The organism is Phenylobacterium sp., assembly GCF_041691455.1.
Taxonomy (GTDB): domain Bacteria; phylum Pseudomonadota; class Alphaproteobacteria; order Caulobacterales; family Caulobacteraceae; genus Phenylobacterium.
The window spans coordinates 1-19,820 of sequence record NZ_JBEPUO010000011.1 but is presented as its reverse complement, the minus strand read 5'-3'; the positions used below and the strand labels follow the sequence as shown (position 1 = coordinate 19,820).

Here is a 19,820-nt window from a genome sequence, read left to right as displayed (position 1 = left end):
TTCAGACCAGCTCTCCGACCACCGAGAGGGCAGGGGCCCCGGCGCCCTGCGGTCCGTCTCCGCGGACCTGCGCGCCGAGCAGGCGGACCATCGGGCGACGGAGCAGGAGGGTGAAGCCGGCGGCGAGCGGACCGCAGATCGCGGCCACCAGCGCCAGGCCCTGGCCCAGGTGCGCGCCGCCGCCGAAGACCTTCGCGGCCAGGACCGTGGCCGTGGGGCCTAGCGCGATGCCGACCATGGAATTGGCCAGCAGGCCGGCGGCTAGGAACTCGCCCTTCAGGTGCGACGGGATCCCCCACTGCACACAGATGAACGGCATCATGCCGGTCCCCATGATGCAGAACATCGCCGCGGCGTAGAACGCCAGGAAGGCGACGCCGCTGGGCGCGAGCGACGCGGCGATGACCAGTGGGAAGCCCAGCAGCAGGCCGCCGGCCAGCACCAGGATGGGCGCATCGGCCCGCCCGCGCGCGCGCCAGACTTCCGCCACGCGCGGCGCCACGAGCATGCCCGAGACGCCCATGGTCATGCTGGCCAGGCCGATGCGGATACCGGCGTCGCCGGTGGCCCAGTGGAACTGGCGCACCAGATAGGTCGGCGCCCAGCCGCTCAGGCCATAGATCATGACCTGTCCGATGGCGGTGGCGATGAAGAACAGGAAGGCGGCGACATAGGGCCGGCTCAGCCACGCGAAGGTCAGGCCCCTCGCATTGGGGACCGGCGCGGTCTCCCGGACCGGCTCCTTGATCGTCAAGGCGATGATCGCGGCGAACAGGAAGGCGGGCGCCCCCACCAGGAAGAACACCGCCTGCCACGGCTTCACCGAGCCCATCAGCGGCAGCACAAGATGGTCCACATTGCCGATGGCGTTCACCACCAACCCGCCCAGGATATAAGAGCCGGTGGCGCCCAGCGCGCCCAGCGACATGAACACACTGGTGGCCCGCGCCCGCCGCTCTGGCGGGAAGAGATCGGAGATCAACGAGAGGCTCGTGGGCGTCAGCGCCGCCTCGCCGATCGCCACCCCGATCCTGAGCAGGCACAGCACCCAGAAGCTGGTCGCCAGGCCCGAGCCGAAGGTGCAGCTGCCCCAGATCAGCGCGGTGCCCACCAGCAGCCATTTGCGGTTGCCGATATCGGCGACCCGTCCGAGCGGCAGGCCGACGAAGGAATAGAACACCGCGAAGGCCACGCCCATCAGCAGGCTGATCTGGGTGTCGGTGATGTGCAGGTCGGTGCGCAGCGGCTCGACCAGCAGGCCCAGGATCAGCCGGTCGACGAAGGCGACGATGTAGAGCGAACCCAGGACCGCCACGGCGTACCAGCCGCGCGCGGTCTTGCGGGCGCTGTCCGAAGTCGTGGCGGTCATGTCTGGAGTTCCCGTACGGCGCGGCCGGTGAGACGCGGGGCAAGGCCGGCCTCGCGGTAGACCGCGTCGATCACGGCCATGTTGGCGATCCCGTCGGCGCCGGGGGTGAGGATCGGCCCGCGTTCGCGGATGATCCTCGCCAGGGCCCTGGCCTGAAAGACGTAGGTCGCGGGCTCGTCGAAACGGGTGGTGCGGGCCTCGCCGCCGGCCTCGACGGTCACCGTGACGCCGCGCTGCGGCAGGAAGGGATTGTCGCAGCGCAGGGTCCCGCGCTCGCCCTCCAGGGTGAACCAGGTCTCCAGCCGCTCGGCCCTGTGCGAGCATTCGAACTCGGCGACCGCACCGCCGGGAAACGCCAGGCCGGCGTGCATGGCGATGTCGATTTCCGAGGAGAGCAAGGTGGGCGTCGCGGCCGTCACCGTCGGCTCCTCGCCGACGCACATGCGCAGAAGATTGATGCAGTAGGCGCCCAGATCCATCGTCGAGCCGCCCCCGAGCTCGGGTTGGAAGCGGATGTTGTCGGGCGTCATCTGCTCGCCACGGATCTTCAGCCGCGCGGCGAGCTTGCGCGGCCGTCCCAGGACGCCGGAGCGCAGGGTCTCGCCGATCAGCTGGGCGACGGGGTGGTAGCGGTAGTGGAAGGCCTCGATCAGCGGCAGGCCGGCGGCGTCGGCGGCGTCCACCATCCGTCGCGCTTCCTCGGCGTTGGACGCCAGCGGCTTCTCGCAGAGCACCGCCTTTCCGGCCTTGAGGGCGCGGATCGTCCATTCGGCGTGCAGGCTGTTGGGGAGAGGATTGTAGACGACCTCGACCTGCGGGTCGTCGAGCAGGGCCTGGTAGTCGCCGTAGGATCGCGGGATGCCGTGCTCGGCGGCGTAGGCGCCGGCCCGGCCGGCGTCGCGCGAGGCGACGGCGGCGACGGCGATCTCGGGCGTCACGCGCGCCGGGTCGATGAGGACGGCCTTGACGATCTGGGCGCAGCCGAGAATCCCCACCCGCACCGGCATCACCGCTTCCCCCCGTTCCGCGCCCTCGGGTTCGCTCCCGCCTTGGCACATTGCTTATTATAAGCGAAATATTACACTACTTAACCGGTGAGACAATGGACGACATGCCTGTCCCGATTTCCGCCTTCAAGGGCCCTGAACTTCGATGACTGACATAGCGAGGCCCGTCCCGCCCAAGGCGCCCGCCGCCGAGGTCCGCATCGATTCCGGCCGCCTGCGCGGACGGATCGAGGGCGACGTCGCGGTGTTTCGCGGCGTGCCCTATGCCGCACCGCCGGTGGGCCAGTTGCGCTGGCGCGCGCCGCAACCCGTGGCGCCATGGAAAGGCGTGCGCCCGGCCCTGGCGTTCGGCTTCGACGGCTTTCATGTGGAGGACCCCGGCGATCCATTGGCCGGGACGCAGCCGCACGGCGAGGACTGCCTCACGCTCAATGTCTGGCGTCCGGCGAAACGGCCCGCGGCGCCGGCGTCGGTCCTGGTCTGGATCCATGGCGGCGGGTTCACCAACGGCGCGGCGTCGGCTGCGACCTACGACGGCGCGGCCTTCGCCCGGCGCGGGCTGGTGGTGGTCACGATCAACTACCGGCTGGGCCGCTTCGGGTTCTTCGCACACCAGGCCCTGACGCGGGAGGCCGGCGGCGAGCGGGTCGGGAACTTCGGCCTGATGGACCAGGTCGCGGCGCTCGAGTGGGTTCGCCGCAACATCACCGCCTTCGGGGGGGATCGGGGCAATGTCACGATCATGGGCGAGTCGGCCGGCGGCTGGTCTGTGAACATGCTGATGACCTCGCCGCCGGCCCGGGCGCTGTTCCATCGCGCGGTCGCGGAATCGGCGGGCGGACGGGTCGGCACATTCGGCAAGAGCCTGGTGTCCTGGCCGAAGGCCCAGGAGATAGGGGAGACCTTCGCCGCCCACCACGGCGTCGCCGGCGGCGACGCGGCGGCGCTGGCTGCGCTGCGGGCCCTGCCGGCCGAGGCGCTGCAGGTCGCGCCCTTCTTCATTGCGCCCCGCGACACCTATTCGGGGCCCATGGTGGATGGGTGGCTGGTTCCGAAGGACCCGGGCGCCGCCTTCGCGGAGGGCGCGGTCGCGCCCGTACCCTATCTGGTCGGCTGCAACTCGCGGGAGGTGGACGACATGGTGGAGGCCCGCCCGATGGCCGCGGCCCTGCTGAAAGCCGCCGGCCCGGGCGCCGCCGCGGCGCTGGCCAGGGCCTACGGCGACGCGGACGCGGCGGAAGCCGGCCTGATGGGCGACATCGTCTTCGTCGAGCCCGCGCGATACACCGCCCGCTGCATGGCCGATCGGGCGGCCGCAGCGCCGGTCTATCTCTATCGGTTCGGATATGTGCCGCAGGCCTATGCCGCGCAGCTGAAGGGCGCGGCCCACACCACCGAGGTCCAGTTCGTCTTCGACAAGACCGGATCGGCCGACGCGCGCGACCTGGCGGTCGGCCGGATGATGAACGGCTACTGGGCGAACTTCGTGCGTTCGGGGGATCCCAACGGGCCCGGACTGGCGCCCTGGCCGCGTTTCGATCGGGCCGGCGGAGAGCTGCTGTTCATCGATCGCGACGGCTCGGCCCGGGCGTCGGCGGATCCCAAGGCGGCCATCCTGGACGCCCTGGCCGCCGCGCCCTTCGACCCGGCCTGAGGCGGCGCACGGGCGACCGACGAAATCGCTTGTATATAGTATAATAAATAGTCCAAAAATGAGAGGTCGTTTTTCGACGCACCGGACCTTCGGGTCCATCTCCTCCCTCTTCGGCGCGGACCGCCAGGTCCGCGCCGAACCTTTGCCGGGCCGCGCGGTCCGGCCGCGACTTTCCGCGTGACAACCTCGGAACAGCCTATATTATATAGGGTAATAATTATGAACAATGGGGGAGTGAATGCGGGCCGTTCTCACCGAAGAGCAGGAGATGCTGAAGACGACGGCGTCTCGCATCGCCGAGTCGGTGACGGTGACCCAGCCGAATGACCTCGCGCGGCTCGATCGCCAGGCGGCGTGGCGCGCGCTCGCCGGGGCGGGGCTGCTGGGCATGCGGGTGCGCGACGAGGATGGCGCGCCCCTGACCTCGGCCGTTGAGGTGATGTTGGTGGCCCAGGGCCTGGCCGGTGCGATCGCGCCGACCCCGTTCATCGGCGTCTGCCTGGCTTCGGACCTGCTGGCGCGCGCCGGCGCGCCGGAGGCCTGGCTCGACGACATCGCCGAAGGCCGGAGCCGCTATAGCGTCCTGCTGAACCCCGGCCTCGATCGGCTCGCCGACGCCGACGCGCTCGCCGGCTGCATCTGCATCGACGCCGAGGGCGCCGCCTACGGCCTGGCGCTGGCCCCGGGCCGCCGCGTCGCGCGCATCGATCTCGCCGGCATGGCCGCCCTGGAGGGCGTCGACCTGAGCCGTCCGCTCGGCGCGCCGGCGTCCGCCGCGGCGAAGCCGGAACCGGTCGGCGAGCCGCTTTCCGAGGCCGACCTCATGAGCTGGACGGCGCTGGCGCTCACGCTGGTCTGCGCCGACATCGTGGGCGTGCTGCAGACCGGGCTGCGGCGCCTCGTCGACTATTCCAAGACCCGCATCCAGTACGGGGTCCCGATCGGCTCCTTCCAGGCCGTGCAGCACATGTGCGCCGAAATGCTGGTCGAGACCGAGGCGGCCGCCAGCGCCACCAACTACGCCGCCTGGGCGGTCGACGCCCTGGACGGTGAGGCGAGCCTGCTGGCCGCGCGCACGGCCAAGGCCTATTGCGCGCCCGTGGCCCAGCAGGTCGGCGAGATGCTGATGCAGGGCTACGGCGGCATCGGCCAGGTCTGGGAACACGAGGCCCACCTGCGTAATCGCCGGGCGATGTTCGACCGCAAGATCTTCGGCGACGAAGCCCATCAACTGCTGGCGATCGCGGACGCGCGCCTGGGACAGGCGTGATGGATTACCGCGAGAACGCCGAGGAGCTCGCCTTCCGGACCCGGGTCCGCGAGTGGCTGCTGGTCAACGCACCGACGAACTGGCGCGAGGAGGCCAAGACCGAAGAGCAGATGGGCGCGCTGCACCGGCGCTGGCAGCGCACCCTCTACGAGGGTGGCTTCGTGGGTCTTTCCTGGCCGGTGGAGTACGGCGGCCACGGCCTCACCGCGACCTATGAGGCGATCCTCAACGACGAACTGGGCCGGGCGGACACGCCGCGCATCTCGTTCCACAACTACCTGGGCCGGGCGATCTTCACCTATGGCTCCGAGGAGCAGAAGCAGCGGTTCCTGCCGCCCATGCTGCGTGGCGACATCCAGTGGTGCCAGGGCTTCAGCGAGCCGGGTGCGGGGTCCGACCTCGCCAACCTGCGGACCTCCGCCGAACTCAAGGGCGACCGCTATGTCGTGAACGGCCAGAAGCTGTGGACGAGCGGCGCGCAGCACGCCGACTGGTGCGTGCTGCTGGTGCGCACCGACAAGGACGCGGCCAAGCACCGGGGCATCACCTGCCTGCTCACCTCGGCGAAGGCGCCGGGGATCACCATCCGGCCGATCAAGATCTCCGACGGCGCGCCGGAAACCTGCGAGATGTTCTTCGACGACGTCGAGGTGCCCATCGACCAGCAGATCGGCGAGACCGGGGCCGGCTGGCGGATCGCCATGACGGTGCTGGCCTTCGAGCGCGGCCCCGGCGACATCGGCATGATCGCCACCTTCCAGACGGCGCTGCGCCGGCTCGAAGGCATCGCCGCCGAGCGCGGGCTGTTGCAGGACCCCGAGACCCGCAAGGCGATCGCCCGCGTCTATGTCATCGGCGAGGCCCTGCGGCTCAACGTCGTGGAGCAGCTGTCGCAACGCAACGCGGGCAAGCCGCCGGGCCCGGAGGGCTCGGTCGCGCGCCTGCTGCTGACCAAGGCCGAGCAGGCGATGCGGACCCTGGAGCTGGAGCTCAGCGGCGCGGCGGCCTTTACCGAGCCCGGCGACACCAGCTTCGCCAGCTACCTGCGCTCGCGGACCATCAGCATCTTCGGCGGCACGTCGCAGATCCAGAAAAACATCCTCGCCAACCAGGTTCTCGGGATGCCGCGGTAGTGCGTCCGCAGCGCCCAAGGGAGAGACGACATGGACTTTGACTGGAGACCGGAAGAGGCGGAGTTTCGTCACGATCTCAAGACCTTCCTAGAGGCCGAGCTGCCGGAAGACTTCGATGCCTTCTCGCTCGAGCCGCCGGAGCAGAAGAAGTTCTCCAAGGCCTTCGCCGCCAAGCTGGCCGAGCGTCGCTGGCTGACGCCGGCCTGGCCCCGCGAATACGGCGGCCTCGAGCAATCCGCCTGGCAGCAGCTCATCCTCAGTGAGGAGATGGTCGCCCACGGCGAGCCCCGGACCGCGCAATATATGTGCGTCAACTGGGTCGGCCCGGCGCTGATCCTGGCGGGCACCGAGGAGCAGAAGCAGTACCACCTGCAGCGGATCAGCCGCGGCGATGTGGTCTGGTGCCAGGGGTTCTCCGAACCGGGGGCCGGCTCCGATCTCGCGGCGCTGCGCACCAAGGCGACCTGGGACGGGTCGGAGTATGTGATCTCCGGCGAAAAAATTTGGACATCCTACGCCGACACCGCCGACTACTGCTTCCTGCTGGCGCGGACGGATCCGGAGGCCAGCAAGCACAACGGCATCTCGATCTTCCTGGTGCCGACCGACGCGCCGGGCGTAACCATCAGCGAAATCCCCTCGATCTTCGCGCCGGGCACCTTCAACCAGTGCGTCTTCGACGATGTCCGCGCGCCGGAGTCGTGGCGGTTGGGGCCGGACAGCGGCGGCTGGCCGATCATCCGCAAGCTGCTGGTCAACGAGCGGGTCGGGGTGGCGCGGTTCCGCCGCGCCTCGTCGACCCTCGACCATGTCGCCAAGGCGGCGCTCGAGGCCGGCCTGCTCGACGATCCGATCATCTGCGAGGCGGTGGCCAAGGCCCAGGCCGCCTGCGACGCGGCCAGGGTGCTGATCTACCGCGTCGTCGACGAGCGGGCGAAGGGGCAGGCCCCGGACCTGACGGCCTATGTCTATCGGGTCGCCACGATCCGCGCGGAGAAGGCGGTCTATGAGGCCGCGCTGCAGGTGGAAGGCAGCGGCGGCCTCCTGAAGGGCAGCTACGGCGCCGCCCAGTTCGGCCACGCGCTCGCCTCCGGCGTCGCCACCGGCACCCTCGAAATGCAGTTGAACCTGATCGCGCGCGACGTGATCGGCGCGGCCCCAAGGTGATCCCATGGACATGCAGCTGAACGAAACCCAGCAGGCGATCTCCGATTCCTGCGCCCGACTGTTCGAACGCCGCGCGGGGCCGGTGCGGGCCCGCGCCCTGCGCAAGGCGGAGGACTTCGACCGCCTGCTGCTAACCGAGATGGAGGAGGCGGGCTTCCTCGACCTCTACGCCGAGCCTGACGCGGGGCCCCTGGTCGCGGCGCTGGTCGTCGAATGGACCGCGCAGGCGGCGGGCCTGGCCCCGGTCGGCGCCCGCAGCCTGATCGCGCCCTCGGTGGTCGACGGCGTGCTGCCGCTGGTCATCGCCGTAGCCGACCAGAAAGGCCTGAACGCGGTGCGCTACGGCGCCGAGGCCGACATGCTGATCGTGGTCGACGGCGACGAGGCGACTGTGGCCCGGCGCGGCGAGTTCACGGCCGCCACCGTGCGTTCGAAGTTCGGCTACCCGATGGCCAAGGTGACCGAGGTCGGCGGCGCGCGGCTGGCGCGCGGCGCCGGCGCGGTGGCCCGGCGCTGGTGGCGGATCGCCATCGCCGCGGAGATCGCCGGTTCGGCCCGCGCGGCGGTGGACCTGACTGTCCGCTACATGCGTGACCGCAGCCAGTTCGACCGGCCGATCGCCACCTACCAGGCCCTGCAGCATCGGATCGTGGAGTGCCACGTCGCGGTGGATGCGGCCCAGTGGGCGATGCGCGAGGCGGCCTATCACGGCGCGCCCGCCGCACTGGCCGCCAGCGCCGCCATCACCGCCTCGGAGGCCGCGCACCGGGTGTTCTTCGAGACCCACCAGCTGACCGGCGCCATGGGCTTCACCACCGAATACGACCTGCACCTCTACACCATGCGCCTGCAGACCCTGCGCCTCGAGATGCAGGGCATGCGCGGCCACGCCCGCGACCTGGTGGCCGCGCGCTGGCCGGCGGCGAGCTGAAGCGAACGGAGAGCCCGCAATGTCCGCCTACGACGCCTTCACCACGGTCCTGGCCCGCAAGGAGGGACACGTGCTGACGGTGTCCCTCAACCGGCCGGCCCAGCGCAACGCCATCAACGGCGAGGTGCACGCCGGTCTTCGCGAAATCCTGGCGCTGGCCGCCGAGGACGCCGACGTACGGGCGATCGTGCTGCGCGGGGAGGGCAAGGCCTTCTGCGCCGGCGGCGACGTCGGCACCATGGTGGGGGCCGAAGAGGGCGGCGCGACCAGTCCGGCGCTGGGCGTGCTGTCGACCCTCGACGCCACGCGGATGATCGACATGCTGCTGGCCGTGCGGCAGCCGATCGTCTGCGCCCTGCAGGGTTTCGCCATGGGCCTGGGCGCGACCATCGCCCTGCTCTGCGACGTGGTGGTGATGGCCGAGGACGCGGTGATCGCCGACACCCACGTGAACATCGGCCTGGTGGCCGGCGACGGCGGCGCGGTGCTCTGGCCGCTGCTGGAGTCCTTCGCGGCCGCCAAGTGGCACCTGATGACCGGAGAGCGGGTCAACGGCCTCGACGCCGTTCGCCTGGGCCTGGCCCTGAAGGCGGTTCCGGCGGCCGAGCTCGACGACGAGGCCCAGCGCCTGGCCGCCCGGCTGGCGCAGATCGCGCCGCTGGCCGTCCAGGGCACCAAGGCCACCCTCAACCGGGTCATCCGCGACCGCATACACCTGCTGCTGGAGACCGGCCTCCTGCTGGAAGGCGCCACCATGGTCAGCGAGGACCATCACGAGGCGGCCACCGCCTTCCTGGGCAAGCGCCCCGCCGTGTTCACGGGCCGCTGAGCATGTCTATCGCAACGCTGGTGAAGACCGGGACGTCGGCCCTCGACCGGCTGTTCACGCCCAAGTCGATCGCGATCGTCGGCGCGTCCAACCGCATGCCGGGCATCGGCGGCTATGTCACCGCCAACATCGCCCGCGCCTTCTCCGGCCCGATCTACCCGGTCAATCCGCGCGAGCAGGAGATCCAGGGCCTGAAGGCCTATCCCAGTGTCGCCGACCTGCCGCGCGACATCGACCTGGCCATGATCGTGGTGCCGGCCGAGGGGGTGGCGGCGGTGCTGGAGGCCTGCGCGGCGCAAGGGATCGGCGGGGCGGTGATCATCACCTCCGGCTTCGCCGAGGTCGGCGGCCCGGGCGTGGCCCTGCAGGCCGAGGTCGCCGCCATCGTCGCTCGCACCGGCATCCGCGTCGTCGGCCCCAACTGCATCGGCTTCATGAACCTGGCCGACGGGGTTATGGCGAACTTCGTGATCGACCCGACCGATCCGCTGCCGCGCGGCGGGCCGGTCGCGCTGATCTCGCAGAGCGGCGGCCTGGGCGGCTACATGGTCCGCAAGGCGATCTATGCGGGCCTGAACCTCGGCTGGTTCGTCAGCACCGGCAACGAGGTCGACCTCAGCATCGCGGCCACCCTGCGCTACATCGTGGAACGCGAGGACACCCGCGTCCTGCTGGGCGCCTGCGAGGGCCTGCACGATCTCGAGCTGTTCATCGACACCGCCCTGCGCGCCGCCGAGCTCGACAAGCCCTTCATCCTGCTGAAGGCCGGCCGTTCGGAGGAGGCCGCCCTGGCCGCCCAGGCGCACACCGGCTCGCTGGTCGGGTCGGCCGAGGCGTTCGACGCGGTCTGCCGGCAGTACGGCGTGTTCGTCGCCCACAGCCTGGAGGAGATGCTCGACCTGGGGGTGATCTTCCAGGGCGGCCGCCGCGCACACGGCCGTCGCGTGGGTATCATCACCGGCTCCGGCGGCGCTGGCGTGATCCTGGCCGACGCCTGCGTCCTGGAGGGCCTGGCGGTGCCGCTGTTGCCGGCGGCCGAGCAGGCGGCGCTGCTCGAACTGATGCCCAAGCCGTTCATGGGCTCGGTCGCCAACCCGGTGGACGTGACCGCCCAGGCGCTGGCCAAGCCCGGCGCGTTCGAGGCGGTGCTGACCGGCGTTCCGGCCGGCGACGGGGTCGACATGATCGCGCCGGTCATCATCGGCAACCCGACCCATCCGGAGATGTACATCCGCGCGCACGCGACGACGCAGAAGCCCGTGGCGTTCGTCTCGACGCTGTTGCCGACCAGCCTGCTGGACGCCGGGATCGCCGCCTACACCGACCCGCGCCGCGCGGCGCACGCGCTCTCGGCCCTGGCGGCCTTCTCGCTGCGCAAGCCGCGCACGACGCGGCCGGCGACGCCACGGGCCGACCCGGCCCGCATCGCCGCGGCGCGGGCGATCCTGCAGGCCCCGCGCGACGGTGAGACCTTGATGGAAGTCGACGCCAAGGCGCTGCTGGCGCTTTACGGCGCGCCGGTGACCCGCGAGGAGATGAGCCGCGCGCCTGACGAGGCCGTGGCCGCCGCGGCGCGGCTCGGCGGCAAGGTCGCGCTGAAGGTCATGTCCTACGCCCTGCCGCACAAGTCGGATGTCGGCGGCGTGCGCCTGGGCCTTTCGGGCGACGACGAGGTCCGCGAGGGCTTCGCGGGTCTGATGGCCGATGTCGCCCGCAACGCGCCCGGCGCCCGGATCGAAGGCGTGCTGGTGCAGGAGATGGCGCCGGCCCGGCTCGAGATCCTCTGCGGAATGAAGCGCGATCCGGTGTTCGGTCCGATCGTCGCGGTGGGCCTGGGCGGCGTGCTGGTCGAGGTGCTGGGCCAGGCGGCGGTGATGCAGGCGCCGTTCGCGCCCGACGACGTGAAGGCCGCGCTGGGCGGGTTGCTCGGCGGGCGGCTGCTGACCTCCAAACGAGGCCTTGCGCCTGAGGAGCTGGAGGCCGTCGTGCGCCTGGCCGTGGCCCTGGGCCAGGCGGCTCTTGAGCTGCCGGAGATTTCCGAAATCGACGTCAATCCGGTGCGGGTCGCCGATGGCTCGGCCCTGGCGGCCGACGCGCTTATCGTTGTGGGAGCTTCCTGATGGCGGCCGTCGCAGACTTCCTCGGCTTTCCGGAGGGCGGCGTCGCCGTCGTCACCGGCGTGGCCAGCGGGATCGGACATCAGCTGGCGATCCAGCTCCTGGCCCAGAACCTCACGGTCATCGGCCTCGACATCAACCAGGCAGGGCTCGACGCGCTCGATCTCGGCTCGGGCTTCCACCCCCGTCTGCTGAACACCGCCGACAAGGACGCGGTCGACGCGCTGTTTCCCAAGCTGCGCGAGGAATTCGGGCCGATCGCCTACCTGGCCAACAACGCCGGCCCGCCAAGCTCGGCTCCGCTCTCCATCCAGGAAGGCCTGGCCCAGACGGCCGGCAGCGTCCAGATCATGACCGCTGCCTGGTCGAAGACGCCGCCGCCGGACGGCGCGGCGGTGGTCAATGTCGCCTCCGTGGCCGGGACCTTCTCGGGCGGGCCGCCGCCGGCCGTCGTCGCCGACCGCATCGCCGCCGTCGGCGGGATCGGCAACGGCTGGTACGGCGCCGGCAAGGCGGCTATCGCCGGGCTCACCCGCTATCAGGCGGTGATGGCCGCCGGCGCCTATCGCGCCAACGCCGTCGCGCCGGGGGTCATCGAGACGCCGCGCATCGGCGACCTCACCAAGGGCGCCTACGGCAAGCTGATGATCGAACGCTCGCCGCTGGGCCGGCTCGGCCAGCCCGACGAGGTGGCCCGGGTCATCGCCTTCCTGCTCAGCCCGGCGTCGTCGTTCGTCAACGGCGTCACCCTGATCATCGATGGCGGCGGCACCCTGGTCTACTGACGGTCGCCAAGCCGCGGCCCGAACTTCGAGGTCCTCAATGATCGATGAGATGCCGCTGGCGTCGGTCCCGGCTCATTTCGCGAAGCTGCGGCCGGACGCGACCGCGGTGACGTCGGCGGCCGGAACCCTGAGCTGGCGCGACCTCGATCTGCGGACCAACCGCATGGCCCGGGCCCTGGCGGATTTGGGGGTGGCGGATAACGACCGCGTCACCGTCGCCCTGCCCAACGACGCCGGGTTCGTCGAGGCCTGTTTCGCGATCTGGAAACTGGGCGCGACGCCGCAGCCGGTATCCTGGCGCCTGCCCGCCGCCGAGCTGGCCGCCATCGTCCAGCTCGCCAACCCGCCGGTGGTGATCGCCGGGCCCGATATCGCGTCAGCCGGCCGCCCGCGGGTCTCCGTCAACGACCTCCTGGCCGGCTCGGACAACGACGGCCCCCTGCCGGAGAAGATCGCCACCTACGCCAACGCCCTGACCTCCGGAGGCTCGACCGGACGTCCCAAGTTGATCGTCTCCAACGTGCCGGCGACCACGCAACCGGGCACGATCGCCGCTTGGCGGATCGAACCCGACAACATCTCGGTGATCCCCGGTCCGCTTTACCACAGCGGACCCTGGGCCGGCGTCTTCTGCACCTTGATGGCGGGCGGCCATGTGGTGATCCTGCCGCGCTTCGACGCCGAGGCCGTGCTGGAAGCCGTCGCCCGGCACCGGGCGAACTGGCTCTATCAGGTTCCGACCATGATGGGCCGGATCTGGCGGCTGCCCGACGAGGTCAAGGCCCGCTACGACATCTCCTCGCTGAGGACCGTCTGGCATCTGGCGGCGCCTTGTCCGCCGTGGCTGAAGGAGGCCTGGATCGGCTGGGTCGGCGGCGACGTCCTGATGGAGCTCTATTCCGGAACCGAGGGCCTCGCCGTCACGATCATCAGCGGGACCGAATGGCTGGCGCATCGCGGCTCGGTCGGGCGGCTCTTCGCCGGCGAGATGAAAGTGGTCGACGTCGACGGCCGGACCGTTCCGCCGGGCGTGCACGGCGAAATCTACCTACGCCCCTCGCCCGAGCGCGGCCAGACCTACCACTACATCGGCGCCGAGGCGCGCGCGCAGGCAGGCGGCTGGGAATCGCTGGGCGACATGGGCTGGTTCGACGCGGAGGGATACCTCTACCTGGCCGATCGGCGGACCGACATGATCCTGGTGGGCGGGGCCAACGTCTATCCGGCCGAGGTCGAGGCGGCCCTGGAGGACCATCCGCTGGTCCAGTCCTGCGCCGTCATCGGCCTGCCGGATGAGGATATGGGATCGCAGATCCACGCCATCATCCAGCCGCGGCCGGGCCTGGACCTGGACGACCTGGCGCGCCACCTGGGCGAACGCCTTGTCGGCTACAAACGGCCGCGCAGCTACGAGCTGACGGATGAGCCCTTGCGCGACGAGTCCGGCAAGGTGCGCCGCAGCCGGTTGCGCGACCAGCGTCTCGCCGAGCCGACCGGGCGCTGAGCCCTCAGTAGACGGCGAGCGGGGTGTCTTCGCCGAGTTCCGCGAGGATCACCTTGCGCGAGCGCTGCATGTGGTAGCGCCAGATGGTCTCGGCGGCCTCGCCGTCGCGCGCGGCGATCATCTCGAGCAACTGGCTGTGTCCGTTCAAGGCCGCCTTGTTCAGCGAGACCTGGTCGGGCCTGGCGCGGGCGATGAACCGCGTGAGATGGCGCAGGTAGAGCTCGTCCAGCATGCCCACGAAGAGGGCCAGGGTGATGTTACCGGCCTGCCGCACCAGGATGCGGTGGAATTCAGCCGCGGCGACGCCGAACGCCCGGAAGTCGGTGAGGTGCTCGCGTTCGTATTCGATGTGCTGGCGCAGCTCTTCCAGGTTTTCGTCGGTGCGGACGTTGGCCAGGTGATGGATCAGCGGCGGCTCGATGATCAGCCGGGCGTCGAACATCTCCCGCAGCGTCGCGCCGCGGATCTGCAGCAGGATGCCGACCGACTTGGCCGCGGTGTCGTCGCGCGGAAGCCGTATACGGGCCCCGCCACGCGCGCCGCGCTTCACCTCGATGAGCGACTCCGCCTCGAGGATCCGGAAGGCTTCGCGCAGCGACGCCCTCGAGACGTGGAACTCGACCATCAGGTCGGGCTCGGACGGCAGGGCGTCGCCGGACTTGAGCTCGCCCTGGACCACGCGCTGGCGAATGGTCTCGGCGATCAGTTCGGCTGCTTTGGGAACCCGTATAGACCGCTCGGATCGAATGGCCTCGCCCGCCTCTGGCGCGATGGCTTTCTTTCTCAACCTGATTCCCTCAGCCTCTCGCTCCAGCCGGAGCGCCCTTTGCGAACTGCGAACGCCCGTCGGATGGGTGAACTGCACTCATTTGCCCGTCGCTGACCCTGCGGCATCGACTGCCGAGGCGCAAGAGACCGCCAGAAAGCCAACCCGAAGTTGTGGGCGTGCAGGGCGTGAGCCGCCGGCGCGGCTGCGATTTTCACCGCGGCGATAGAATGGGTGCGCGCTTCCACAGTCATCCGCGTCATACAGTATAATAATTCGATGACAACCGCGGCTCTCGATCCGTGGGCGGAGGAAACGATTATGATGCGGCGCGTCCTGGCCCTGGCGATTTGCCTCTGTCTGGCGCGCCCCGCCGCACCGGCCCTGGCCGCCGTCACGGGCGATCCCATCGGCGTCGATGGCGGGCAGGTCAGCGGTGTCTGGCGCGAGAACGCCGCCGTCCGGGCCTATCTGGGCGTACCCTTCGCCGCGCCGCCGCTGGGCGACCTGCGCTGGAAGCCGCCGCATCCTCCGCGCGCCTGGACGGGGGTGAAAGCAGCCGTCGCCGCCGGTCCGCAGTGCGTCCAGCGCCCGACCCCGCCGGCCTCGCTCGGCTATGAAGTCTACGGCTCGCCCCCGCAGAGCGAAGACTGCCTGACGATCAACGTCTGGGCGCCGCCGGCGAAGCCAGGCGCCAGGGCCCCGGTGATAGTCTGGATCTACGGCGGGTCCTTCGACCACGGGTCGGCGGGCTATCCGGTCTACGACGGCGCGCGCCTGGCCCGGCGCGGCGTGGTGGTGGTGAGCTTCAACTACCGGGTCGGCGTGCTGGGGTTCATGGCCCATCCCGAGCTGACGGCGGAGGGCGGCGGCGCATCGGGAAACTACGGCTTCCTGGACCAGGTGGCGGCGCTCGCCTGGGTGAAGCGCAACGCCGCCGCATTCGGCGGCGATCCGGCCAACGTCACCATCTTCGGCCAGTCGGCCGGGGCGGGGAGCGTCTATGCGCTGATGGCCTCGCCCCTGGCGCGGGGGCTCTTCCAGCGGGCGATCGCCGAGAGCCTGGGGCTGTTCGAGCTTGGGAGTCTGGCGCAGGGCGAGGCGAACGGACGGAAGATCGCCGCGACCCTTGGGGCCGCCTCGCTGGCCGAGCTGCGGACGCTGCCGGCCGACAGCTTCCTCGCGCCGGAGCTGGCCGCGCCGCCGATCGTCGACGGGCGTTTCCTGAGCGAGACGCTTAGCGCCACCTTCGCCCGCGGGGGCGAGGCGCGGGTTCCCCTGCTGACCGGGTGGAACAGCGACGAGGGAACAAAATATCCGGTGTTCCCGACGCGGGCGGCGTTCCGGAATGTGCTGCAGGCGGTCTTCGGGGCCAACGCCGAACGGGCGGGCGCGTTCTTTGCGACGCCCACCGACGCCGACGCCGTTGAGCAGAGCCTCGAACTCACGCGCGACGTCGGCTTCGCGGCGCGCATTTACCGCGGCGCCCGCCTGCACGCGCGGAGCGGCCAGCCGGTCTACCTCTACCACTTCGAGCGGCGGAGCCCTTTCCGGCCCGGGCAGCATTTCTCGGAGATCGAACCGGCCTCACGCTTCGGGGCCTATCACGCCGCGGAGCTGCCCTATGTGTTCGCGACCCTGGACACGATCGATCGCGACTTCGAACCCGCGGACCGCGCGCTGTCCGGCCTGCTGCAGACCTATTGGGTGAACTTCGCGACCCGCGGAAACCCGAACGGACCGCGGGCGGCCGCGGGCCGCGGGCCTCTGCCGCGGTGGCCGCGCTACGGCGGCGGGGCGGCCGGCGTGCTGCACATCGGCGACAGCGTGCACGTGGGGCCGGTCCCGAATCTCGAGCGGCTGCGGTTCATCGACGGGGTCGCGGTGCGGATGCCGGGCGGCGGCTGAGCCGGCGTTTTCGAGGCGTCCGCGGCCCGCGCGCCGCCGCCAATGCGTTACGGCGTAAATAGCGCTGGATATAGGCTAATATTTAGGTTTATTATCCCGATAGGCGCCGCCTCGGACCGGCGAGGCGCCGCAATCAGATGCCGGTACAAGGGGGAATGCCGTGGTCCAACTGGGTCGTAAATGCCTGATGGCGGTGCTGTTGTCGGGCGTCGCCCTCACAGCCATGCCGGCCGTCGCCGCCAGCGCCAATTCCAGAGAAGTCGATGAGCTGGTGGTCACCGCGCAGAAGCGCGAGGAAAGCCTGAAGGACGTGCCGATCGCCATGACCGCGATCTCGTCGGTCGAGGTGAAGAAGGCCGGCCTGACGAGCTTCATGGATCTCGAGCAGTACACGCCGACCATGGTCATCAACAACAATGGCGACTCGCGCGTCGCGACGGTCAGTATCCGCGGCGTGGGCTCGTCCCAGGACCAGGGCAAGCAGTCCTCGATCGGCATCTTCGTCGACGGCGTGTTCATGTCGCGCATCGGCATGGGCATCAGCGACCTGCTCGACATCGAACGGGTGGAGGTGCTGCGCGGACCCCAGGGGACGCTGTTCGGCATGAACACCGCGGCCGGGCTGATCAGCATCATCACCGCCTCGCCGAACATCGACGAGTTCCACGGCTACGCCGAGGGCGTGGTCGGCAACTACAATCGCGTCGAGGTCCGCGGCAGCGTCACCGGGCCGATCATTCCCGGAAAGCTCGGCTTCAGCCTGGCCGGCTACTCGGTCGACCGCTCCGGCATCGTCTACAACGCGACCCTGAAGCGGGATGTCGACGACCAGAAGAAGACCGGCATGCGGGCCAAGCTCCGCTACGTCGGCGAGAACTTCAACTACACCCTGACCGGCGACGTGCAGCGTGAGAACGACGAGTGCTGCGCCTACCTGTTCATCGCGCTGAAGCCGGGCGCCAACATTCTCGGCATCCCGGTCGCGCCGCTGGCGCCTCCCGGCTTCCCCTACAGCCGCACCACCGTCACCAATCGGGTCAACACCAACCAGAACCGCGGCGGCGGTGTCTCCGGCGAAGGCAACTGGACCATCGCCGGCGGCAATGTGATCACCTCGGTCACGGCGGCGCGGAACTGGACGATCTCGGCCGACAGCGACACCGACGCCCTGCCGCTCGACATCATCGACGGTCTCTTCGTCCACCAGCACCACAAGCAATTCAGCCAGGAACTGCGGATCACCTCGCCGACCGGTCAGAAGCTGGAATACGTGGGGGGCCTGTACTACTTCACCCACGACGCGGTTGATCAGCAGTACGTCGGGATCGCGGGCCTCGGAAAGCCCGGCACCGACGGACGCTCGAACATCGCGTCCGACCACGAGGACACTTCCAAGGCGGTGTTCGCCAACCTGACCTACCACCTGACCCCGCAAGCCACCCTGGCCGCCGGCGCCCGCTATACGCAGGAACATCAGACCGTCGACTTCACCCAGCTTTCCAACAGCTTCGCCTTCGCCAATCTCGGCTCTATCCACAGCACGAGGGACGACAGCGCGACCACCTACACCCTGACGGCGAAGTACGACTGGACGCCGGACGTGATGACCTATGCGACCTACGCCCGGGGCTTCAAGCCGGGCGGCTTCGACCTGACCCGCCTGCCGAACTTCACGCACCTGCAGTTCGCGGCGGAAACCAACAACAACATGGAAATCGGCGTGAAGGCCTATCTGATGGACCGGCGGGTGACCCTGACCGGCGCGGCGTTCCACACCGACTACAACAACTTCCAGACCCTGGCTTTCGACGGCTTCAACCTGGTGACCACCAACGCCAAGCGGTTCATCACCCAGGGCTTCGAGGCCGAGATCATCGCCCGGCCCCTGGAAGGGCTGCGGGTGCAGGCGGCCTACGCCTATACCGACGCGACCTACAAGGACTTCAAGAACGGCCAGTGCCCGGCCGGCGCCGCGACGCCTATCTGCGACCTGAGCGGGCGGCCGCTCGCGGAGGCTCCGCGGAATTCCTTCAACAGCTCGGTCGAATATCGCCACCCGCTGGGCGGCTCGAGCTGGGCCGGCTACGTGCGCGGCGAATACTCCTACAAGAGCAGCATGTACCTCAGCCAGGCGCTCGATCCGTTCCTGTTCCAGAAGGCCTTCAGCATCGTCAACGCCCGGATCGGGGTGGAAAGCGCCGACGGCCTGAAGCTTGAGCTCTGGGCGCGCAACCTGTTCGACAAGGACTACCTGCAGCTGGGCTTCAACGCCCCGGTGATCACCGGCGGCTATGCCGGCTTCCTCAACGAGCCGCGGATGGTCGGGGGACGGATCAGCAAGTCCTTCTAGACCGCGTCAGGTCACGACCGGGGCGGGAGCCCCGGGCGTTGCAAAGGTCGCCCCGCGCCCAACCCCCGGCGCCCCTCCGTATTACGGGCCGGCCGTAAAAGAATACCCCCCTAAAAAGCCAACCCCCGACCGCCCGCGGCGGGGGGGTCGCTATACGGGGGCCCAAATGTGACCGCCCGGGCGCGCGGCACCCCGGGCGCGCGCTCGTTTCCCGGCGGTCTAGTCTTCCTTCCACGGATTGCTCGCAAACACCGCCAGCTCGGGCCACAGCACGCGGCGCGGCATGTCGAGCGCCGCCATGATCGTGCCGGCGATATCGTCCGCGTACAGCTTGTTCGGATTGTTGCGGCCGGTCCGCCCGCCAAACCCGGTCTGCACCTCCGACGGGCACACGCAGGTCACGCGGATCCCATGAGGCCGCAGCTCCGCCTGCCAGCACTGGGTGATCCCGCGCAGCGCCCACTTGCTGGCGGCATACGGCGTCGCGGTCGCCGCGCCTTTCATTCCCGACGTCGACGCGAGGTTCACGATGTCGCCCTGGCTCTGCGCCTTCATCGACGGCACGACGCGATTGGTCAGGTCGACGAGGCCGAACACGTTCGTCTCGAACATCCGCTTCATCGCATCGAGATCGAGGCTGCCGATCTCCGCGCGATACGCATAGCCGGCGTTGTTGATCAGCACGTCGACGCCGCCCATGTGCGTCTGGCACGCCTCGAGTGTCCGCGCGTTGTCGTCGGCCGCCGACACGTCGGCGCGTACACCGTGCGCGCCGGTCTGCTGAGCGACCGATCCGATCAGCTGATCGTTGCGGCCGGTGAACACGACCTGATGGCCCGCCTTGCGCGCGCGTCCGACGATGGCGGCGCCGATACCCTGGCTGCCGCCGGTGATGAGAAAACGGCTGGTCTGCATGAACCTGATTCTAGCGCGCGAGACTCATTTCGCCGCTGCGTGCCGCAATTCTGAGGCAGAATGCGCTCGTGCTGCAGCGATTGACCGCGCGCAAGGAATGGCAGTTCTTCAGCGT

15 protein-coding genes are annotated in these 19,820 nt (G+C 69.8%); 11 read left to right on the top strand and 4 right to left on the bottom strand.

Going from position 1 to position 19,820, the window contains the following annotated elements; all coding sequences use genetic code 11:
* Position 1: 1 nt before the first annotated feature.
* Together ACESMY_RS14170 and ACESMY_RS14165 are read right to left on the bottom strand one after the other, a co-directional pair.
* Positions 2-1,369: an MFS transporter gene (locus ACESMY_RS14170; RefSeq protein WP_372785251.1), complete on the bottom strand. Its 1,368-nt coding sequence runs from the start codon at positions 1,367-1,369 to the stop codon at positions 2-4.
* Positions 1,366-2,376 (bottom strand): Gfo/Idh/MocA family protein, encoded by a 1,011-nt coding sequence (locus ACESMY_RS14165; protein ID WP_372785250.1) that lies wholly within the window; start codon positions 2,374-2,376, stop codon positions 1,366-1,368. Before ACESMY_RS14165 ends, ACESMY_RS14170 begins: the two co-directional genes overlap by 4 nt.
* Before the next feature lie 145 nt (positions 2,377-2,521).
* Here ACESMY_RS14165 and ACESMY_RS14160 point away from each other — a divergent pair, with 145 nt between their 5' ends.
* The 9 genes from ACESMY_RS14160 to ACESMY_RS14120 all read left to right on the top strand — a co-directional run bounded on the left by ACESMY_RS14160 (position 2,522) and on the right by ACESMY_RS14120 (position 13,766).
* On the top strand, positions 2,522-4,030 hold the full coding sequence (locus ACESMY_RS14160; protein ID WP_372785249.1) for a carboxylesterase/lipase family protein: 1,509 nt from the start codon (positions 2,522-2,524) through the stop codon (positions 4,028-4,030).
* A 238-nt stretch (positions 4,031-4,268) separates the two neighbouring features.
* Complete coding sequence (locus ACESMY_RS14155; RefSeq protein WP_372785248.1) at positions 4,269-5,300, top strand: acyl-CoA dehydrogenase family protein; 1,032 nt, start codon at positions 4,269-4,271, stop codon at positions 5,298-5,300.
* Complete coding sequence (locus ACESMY_RS14150; protein WP_372785247.1) at positions 5,300-6,433, top strand: acyl-CoA dehydrogenase family protein; 1,134 nt, start codon at positions 5,300-5,302, stop codon at positions 6,431-6,433. Before ACESMY_RS14155 ends, ACESMY_RS14150 begins: the two co-directional genes overlap by 1 nt.
* A 30-nt stretch (positions 6,434-6,463) precedes the next feature.
* Positions 6,464-7,600 (top strand): acyl-CoA dehydrogenase family protein, encoded by a 1,137-nt coding sequence (locus ACESMY_RS14145; protein ID WP_372785246.1) that lies wholly within the window; start codon positions 6,464-6,466, stop codon positions 7,598-7,600.
* Positions 7,601-7,604: 4 nt separating this feature from the next.
* A complete protein-coding gene (locus ACESMY_RS14140) occupies positions 7,605-8,531 on the top strand; it encodes an acyl-CoA dehydrogenase family protein (RefSeq protein ID WP_372785245.1) in 927 nt (308 codons plus the stop codon).
* A 19-nt stretch (positions 8,532-8,550) separates the two neighbouring features.
* Complete coding sequence (locus tag ACESMY_RS14135) at positions 8,551-9,360, top strand: enoyl-CoA hydratase/isomerase family protein (RefSeq protein ID WP_372785244.1); 810 nt, start codon at positions 8,551-8,553, stop codon at positions 9,358-9,360.
* Positions 9,361-9,362: 2 nt separating this feature from the next.
* Positions 9,363-11,480: an acetate--CoA ligase family protein gene (locus tag ACESMY_RS14130; RefSeq protein ID WP_372785243.1), complete on the top strand. Its 2,118-nt coding sequence runs from the start codon at positions 9,363-9,365 to the stop codon at positions 11,478-11,480.
* On the top strand, positions 11,480-12,262 hold the full coding sequence (locus ACESMY_RS14125; RefSeq protein ID WP_372785242.1) for an SDR family NAD(P)-dependent oxidoreductase: 783 nt from the start codon (positions 11,480-11,482) through the stop codon (positions 12,260-12,262). The genes ACESMY_RS14130 and ACESMY_RS14125 overlap by 1 nt, the downstream gene beginning before the upstream one ends.
* A gap of 37 nt (positions 12,263-12,299) precedes the next feature.
* Positions 12,300-13,766 (top strand): AMP-binding protein, encoded by a 1,467-nt coding sequence (locus ACESMY_RS14120; RefSeq protein ID WP_372785241.1) that lies wholly within the window; start codon positions 12,300-12,302, stop codon positions 13,764-13,766.
* A gap of 4 nt (positions 13,767-13,770) precedes the next feature.
* Here ACESMY_RS14120 and ACESMY_RS14115 read toward each other — a convergent pair whose 3' ends face one another.
* Positions 13,771-14,553 (bottom strand): FadR/GntR family transcriptional regulator, encoded by a 783-nt coding sequence (locus ACESMY_RS14115; protein ID WP_372785240.1) that lies wholly within the window; start codon positions 14,551-14,553, stop codon positions 13,771-13,773.
* Positions 14,554-14,853: 300 nt separating this feature from the next.
* Between ACESMY_RS14115 and ACESMY_RS14110 the strand changes: the two genes are divergently transcribed.
* Both ACESMY_RS14110 and ACESMY_RS14105 read left to right on the top strand, forming a co-directional pair.
* The gene (locus ACESMY_RS14110) at positions 14,854-16,440 is read left to right on the top strand and encodes a carboxylesterase/lipase family protein (protein WP_372785239.1); all 1,587 of its coding nucleotides are present in this window, start codon (positions 14,854-14,856) and stop codon (positions 16,438-16,440) included.
* 160 nt (positions 16,441-16,600) lie between these two features.
* Positions 16,601-18,790 carry a TonB-dependent receptor gene (locus ACESMY_RS14105; protein WP_372785238.1) on the top strand — a complete coding sequence of 730 codons (2,190 nt, stop codon included), beginning with the start codon at positions 16,601-16,603 and terminating at the stop codon, positions 18,788-18,790.
* 219 nt (positions 18,791-19,009) lie between these two features.
* Here ACESMY_RS14105 and ACESMY_RS14100 read toward each other — a convergent pair whose 3' ends face one another.
* Positions 19,010-19,705: an SDR family oxidoreductase gene (locus tag ACESMY_RS14100; protein WP_372785237.1), complete on the bottom strand. Its 696-nt coding sequence runs from the start codon at positions 19,703-19,705 to the stop codon at positions 19,010-19,012.
* Between the last annotated feature and the right edge of the window lie 115 nt (positions 19,706-19,820).

What these genes read in the sequence shown, in the direction of transcription:
- ACESMY_RS14170 (WP_372785251.1), bottom strand. Translation starts at nt 1,369, where the DNA reads ATGACCGCCACGACTTCGGACAGCGCCCGCAAGACCGCGCGCGGCTGG.
- ACESMY_RS14165 (WP_372785250.1), bottom strand. Translation starts at nt 2,376, where the DNA reads ATGCCGGTGCGGGTGGGGATTCTCGGCTGCGCCCAGATCGTCAAGGCC.
- ACESMY_RS14160 (WP_372785249.1), top strand. Translation starts at nt 2,522, where the DNA reads ATGACTGACATAGCGAGGCCCGTCCCGCCCAAGGCGCCCGCCGCCGAG.
- ACESMY_RS14155 (WP_372785248.1), top strand. Translation starts at nt 4,269, where the DNA reads ATGCGGGCCGTTCTCACCGAAGAGCAGGAGATGCTGAAGACGACGGCG.
- ACESMY_RS14150 (WP_372785247.1), top strand. Translation starts at nt 5,300, where the DNA reads ATGGATTACCGCGAGAACGCCGAGGAGCTCGCCTTCCGGACCCGGGTC.
- ACESMY_RS14145 (WP_372785246.1), top strand. Translation starts at nt 6,464, where the DNA reads ATGGACTTTGACTGGAGACCGGAAGAGGCGGAGTTTCGTCACGATCTC.
- ACESMY_RS14140 (WP_372785245.1), top strand. Translation starts at nt 7,605, where the DNA reads ATGGACATGCAGCTGAACGAAACCCAGCAGGCGATCTCCGATTCCTGC.
- ACESMY_RS14135 (WP_372785244.1), top strand. Translation starts at nt 8,551, where the DNA reads ATGTCCGCCTACGACGCCTTCACCACGGTCCTGGCCCGCAAGGAGGGA.
- ACESMY_RS14130 (WP_372785243.1), top strand. Translation starts at nt 9,363, where the DNA reads ATGTCTATCGCAACGCTGGTGAAGACCGGGACGTCGGCCCTCGACCGG.
- ACESMY_RS14125 (WP_372785242.1), top strand. Translation starts at nt 11,480, where the DNA reads ATGGCGGCCGTCGCAGACTTCCTCGGCTTTCCGGAGGGCGGCGTCGCC.
- ACESMY_RS14120 (WP_372785241.1), top strand. Translation starts at nt 12,300, where the DNA reads ATGATCGATGAGATGCCGCTGGCGTCGGTCCCGGCTCATTTCGCGAAG.
- ACESMY_RS14110 (WP_372785239.1), top strand. Translation starts at nt 14,854, where the DNA reads ATGATGCGGCGCGTCCTGGCCCTGGCGATTTGCCTCTGTCTGGCGCGC.
- ACESMY_RS14100 (WP_372785237.1), bottom strand. Translation starts at nt 19,705, where the DNA reads ATGCAGACCAGCCGTTTTCTCATCACCGGCGGCAGCCAGGGTATCGGC.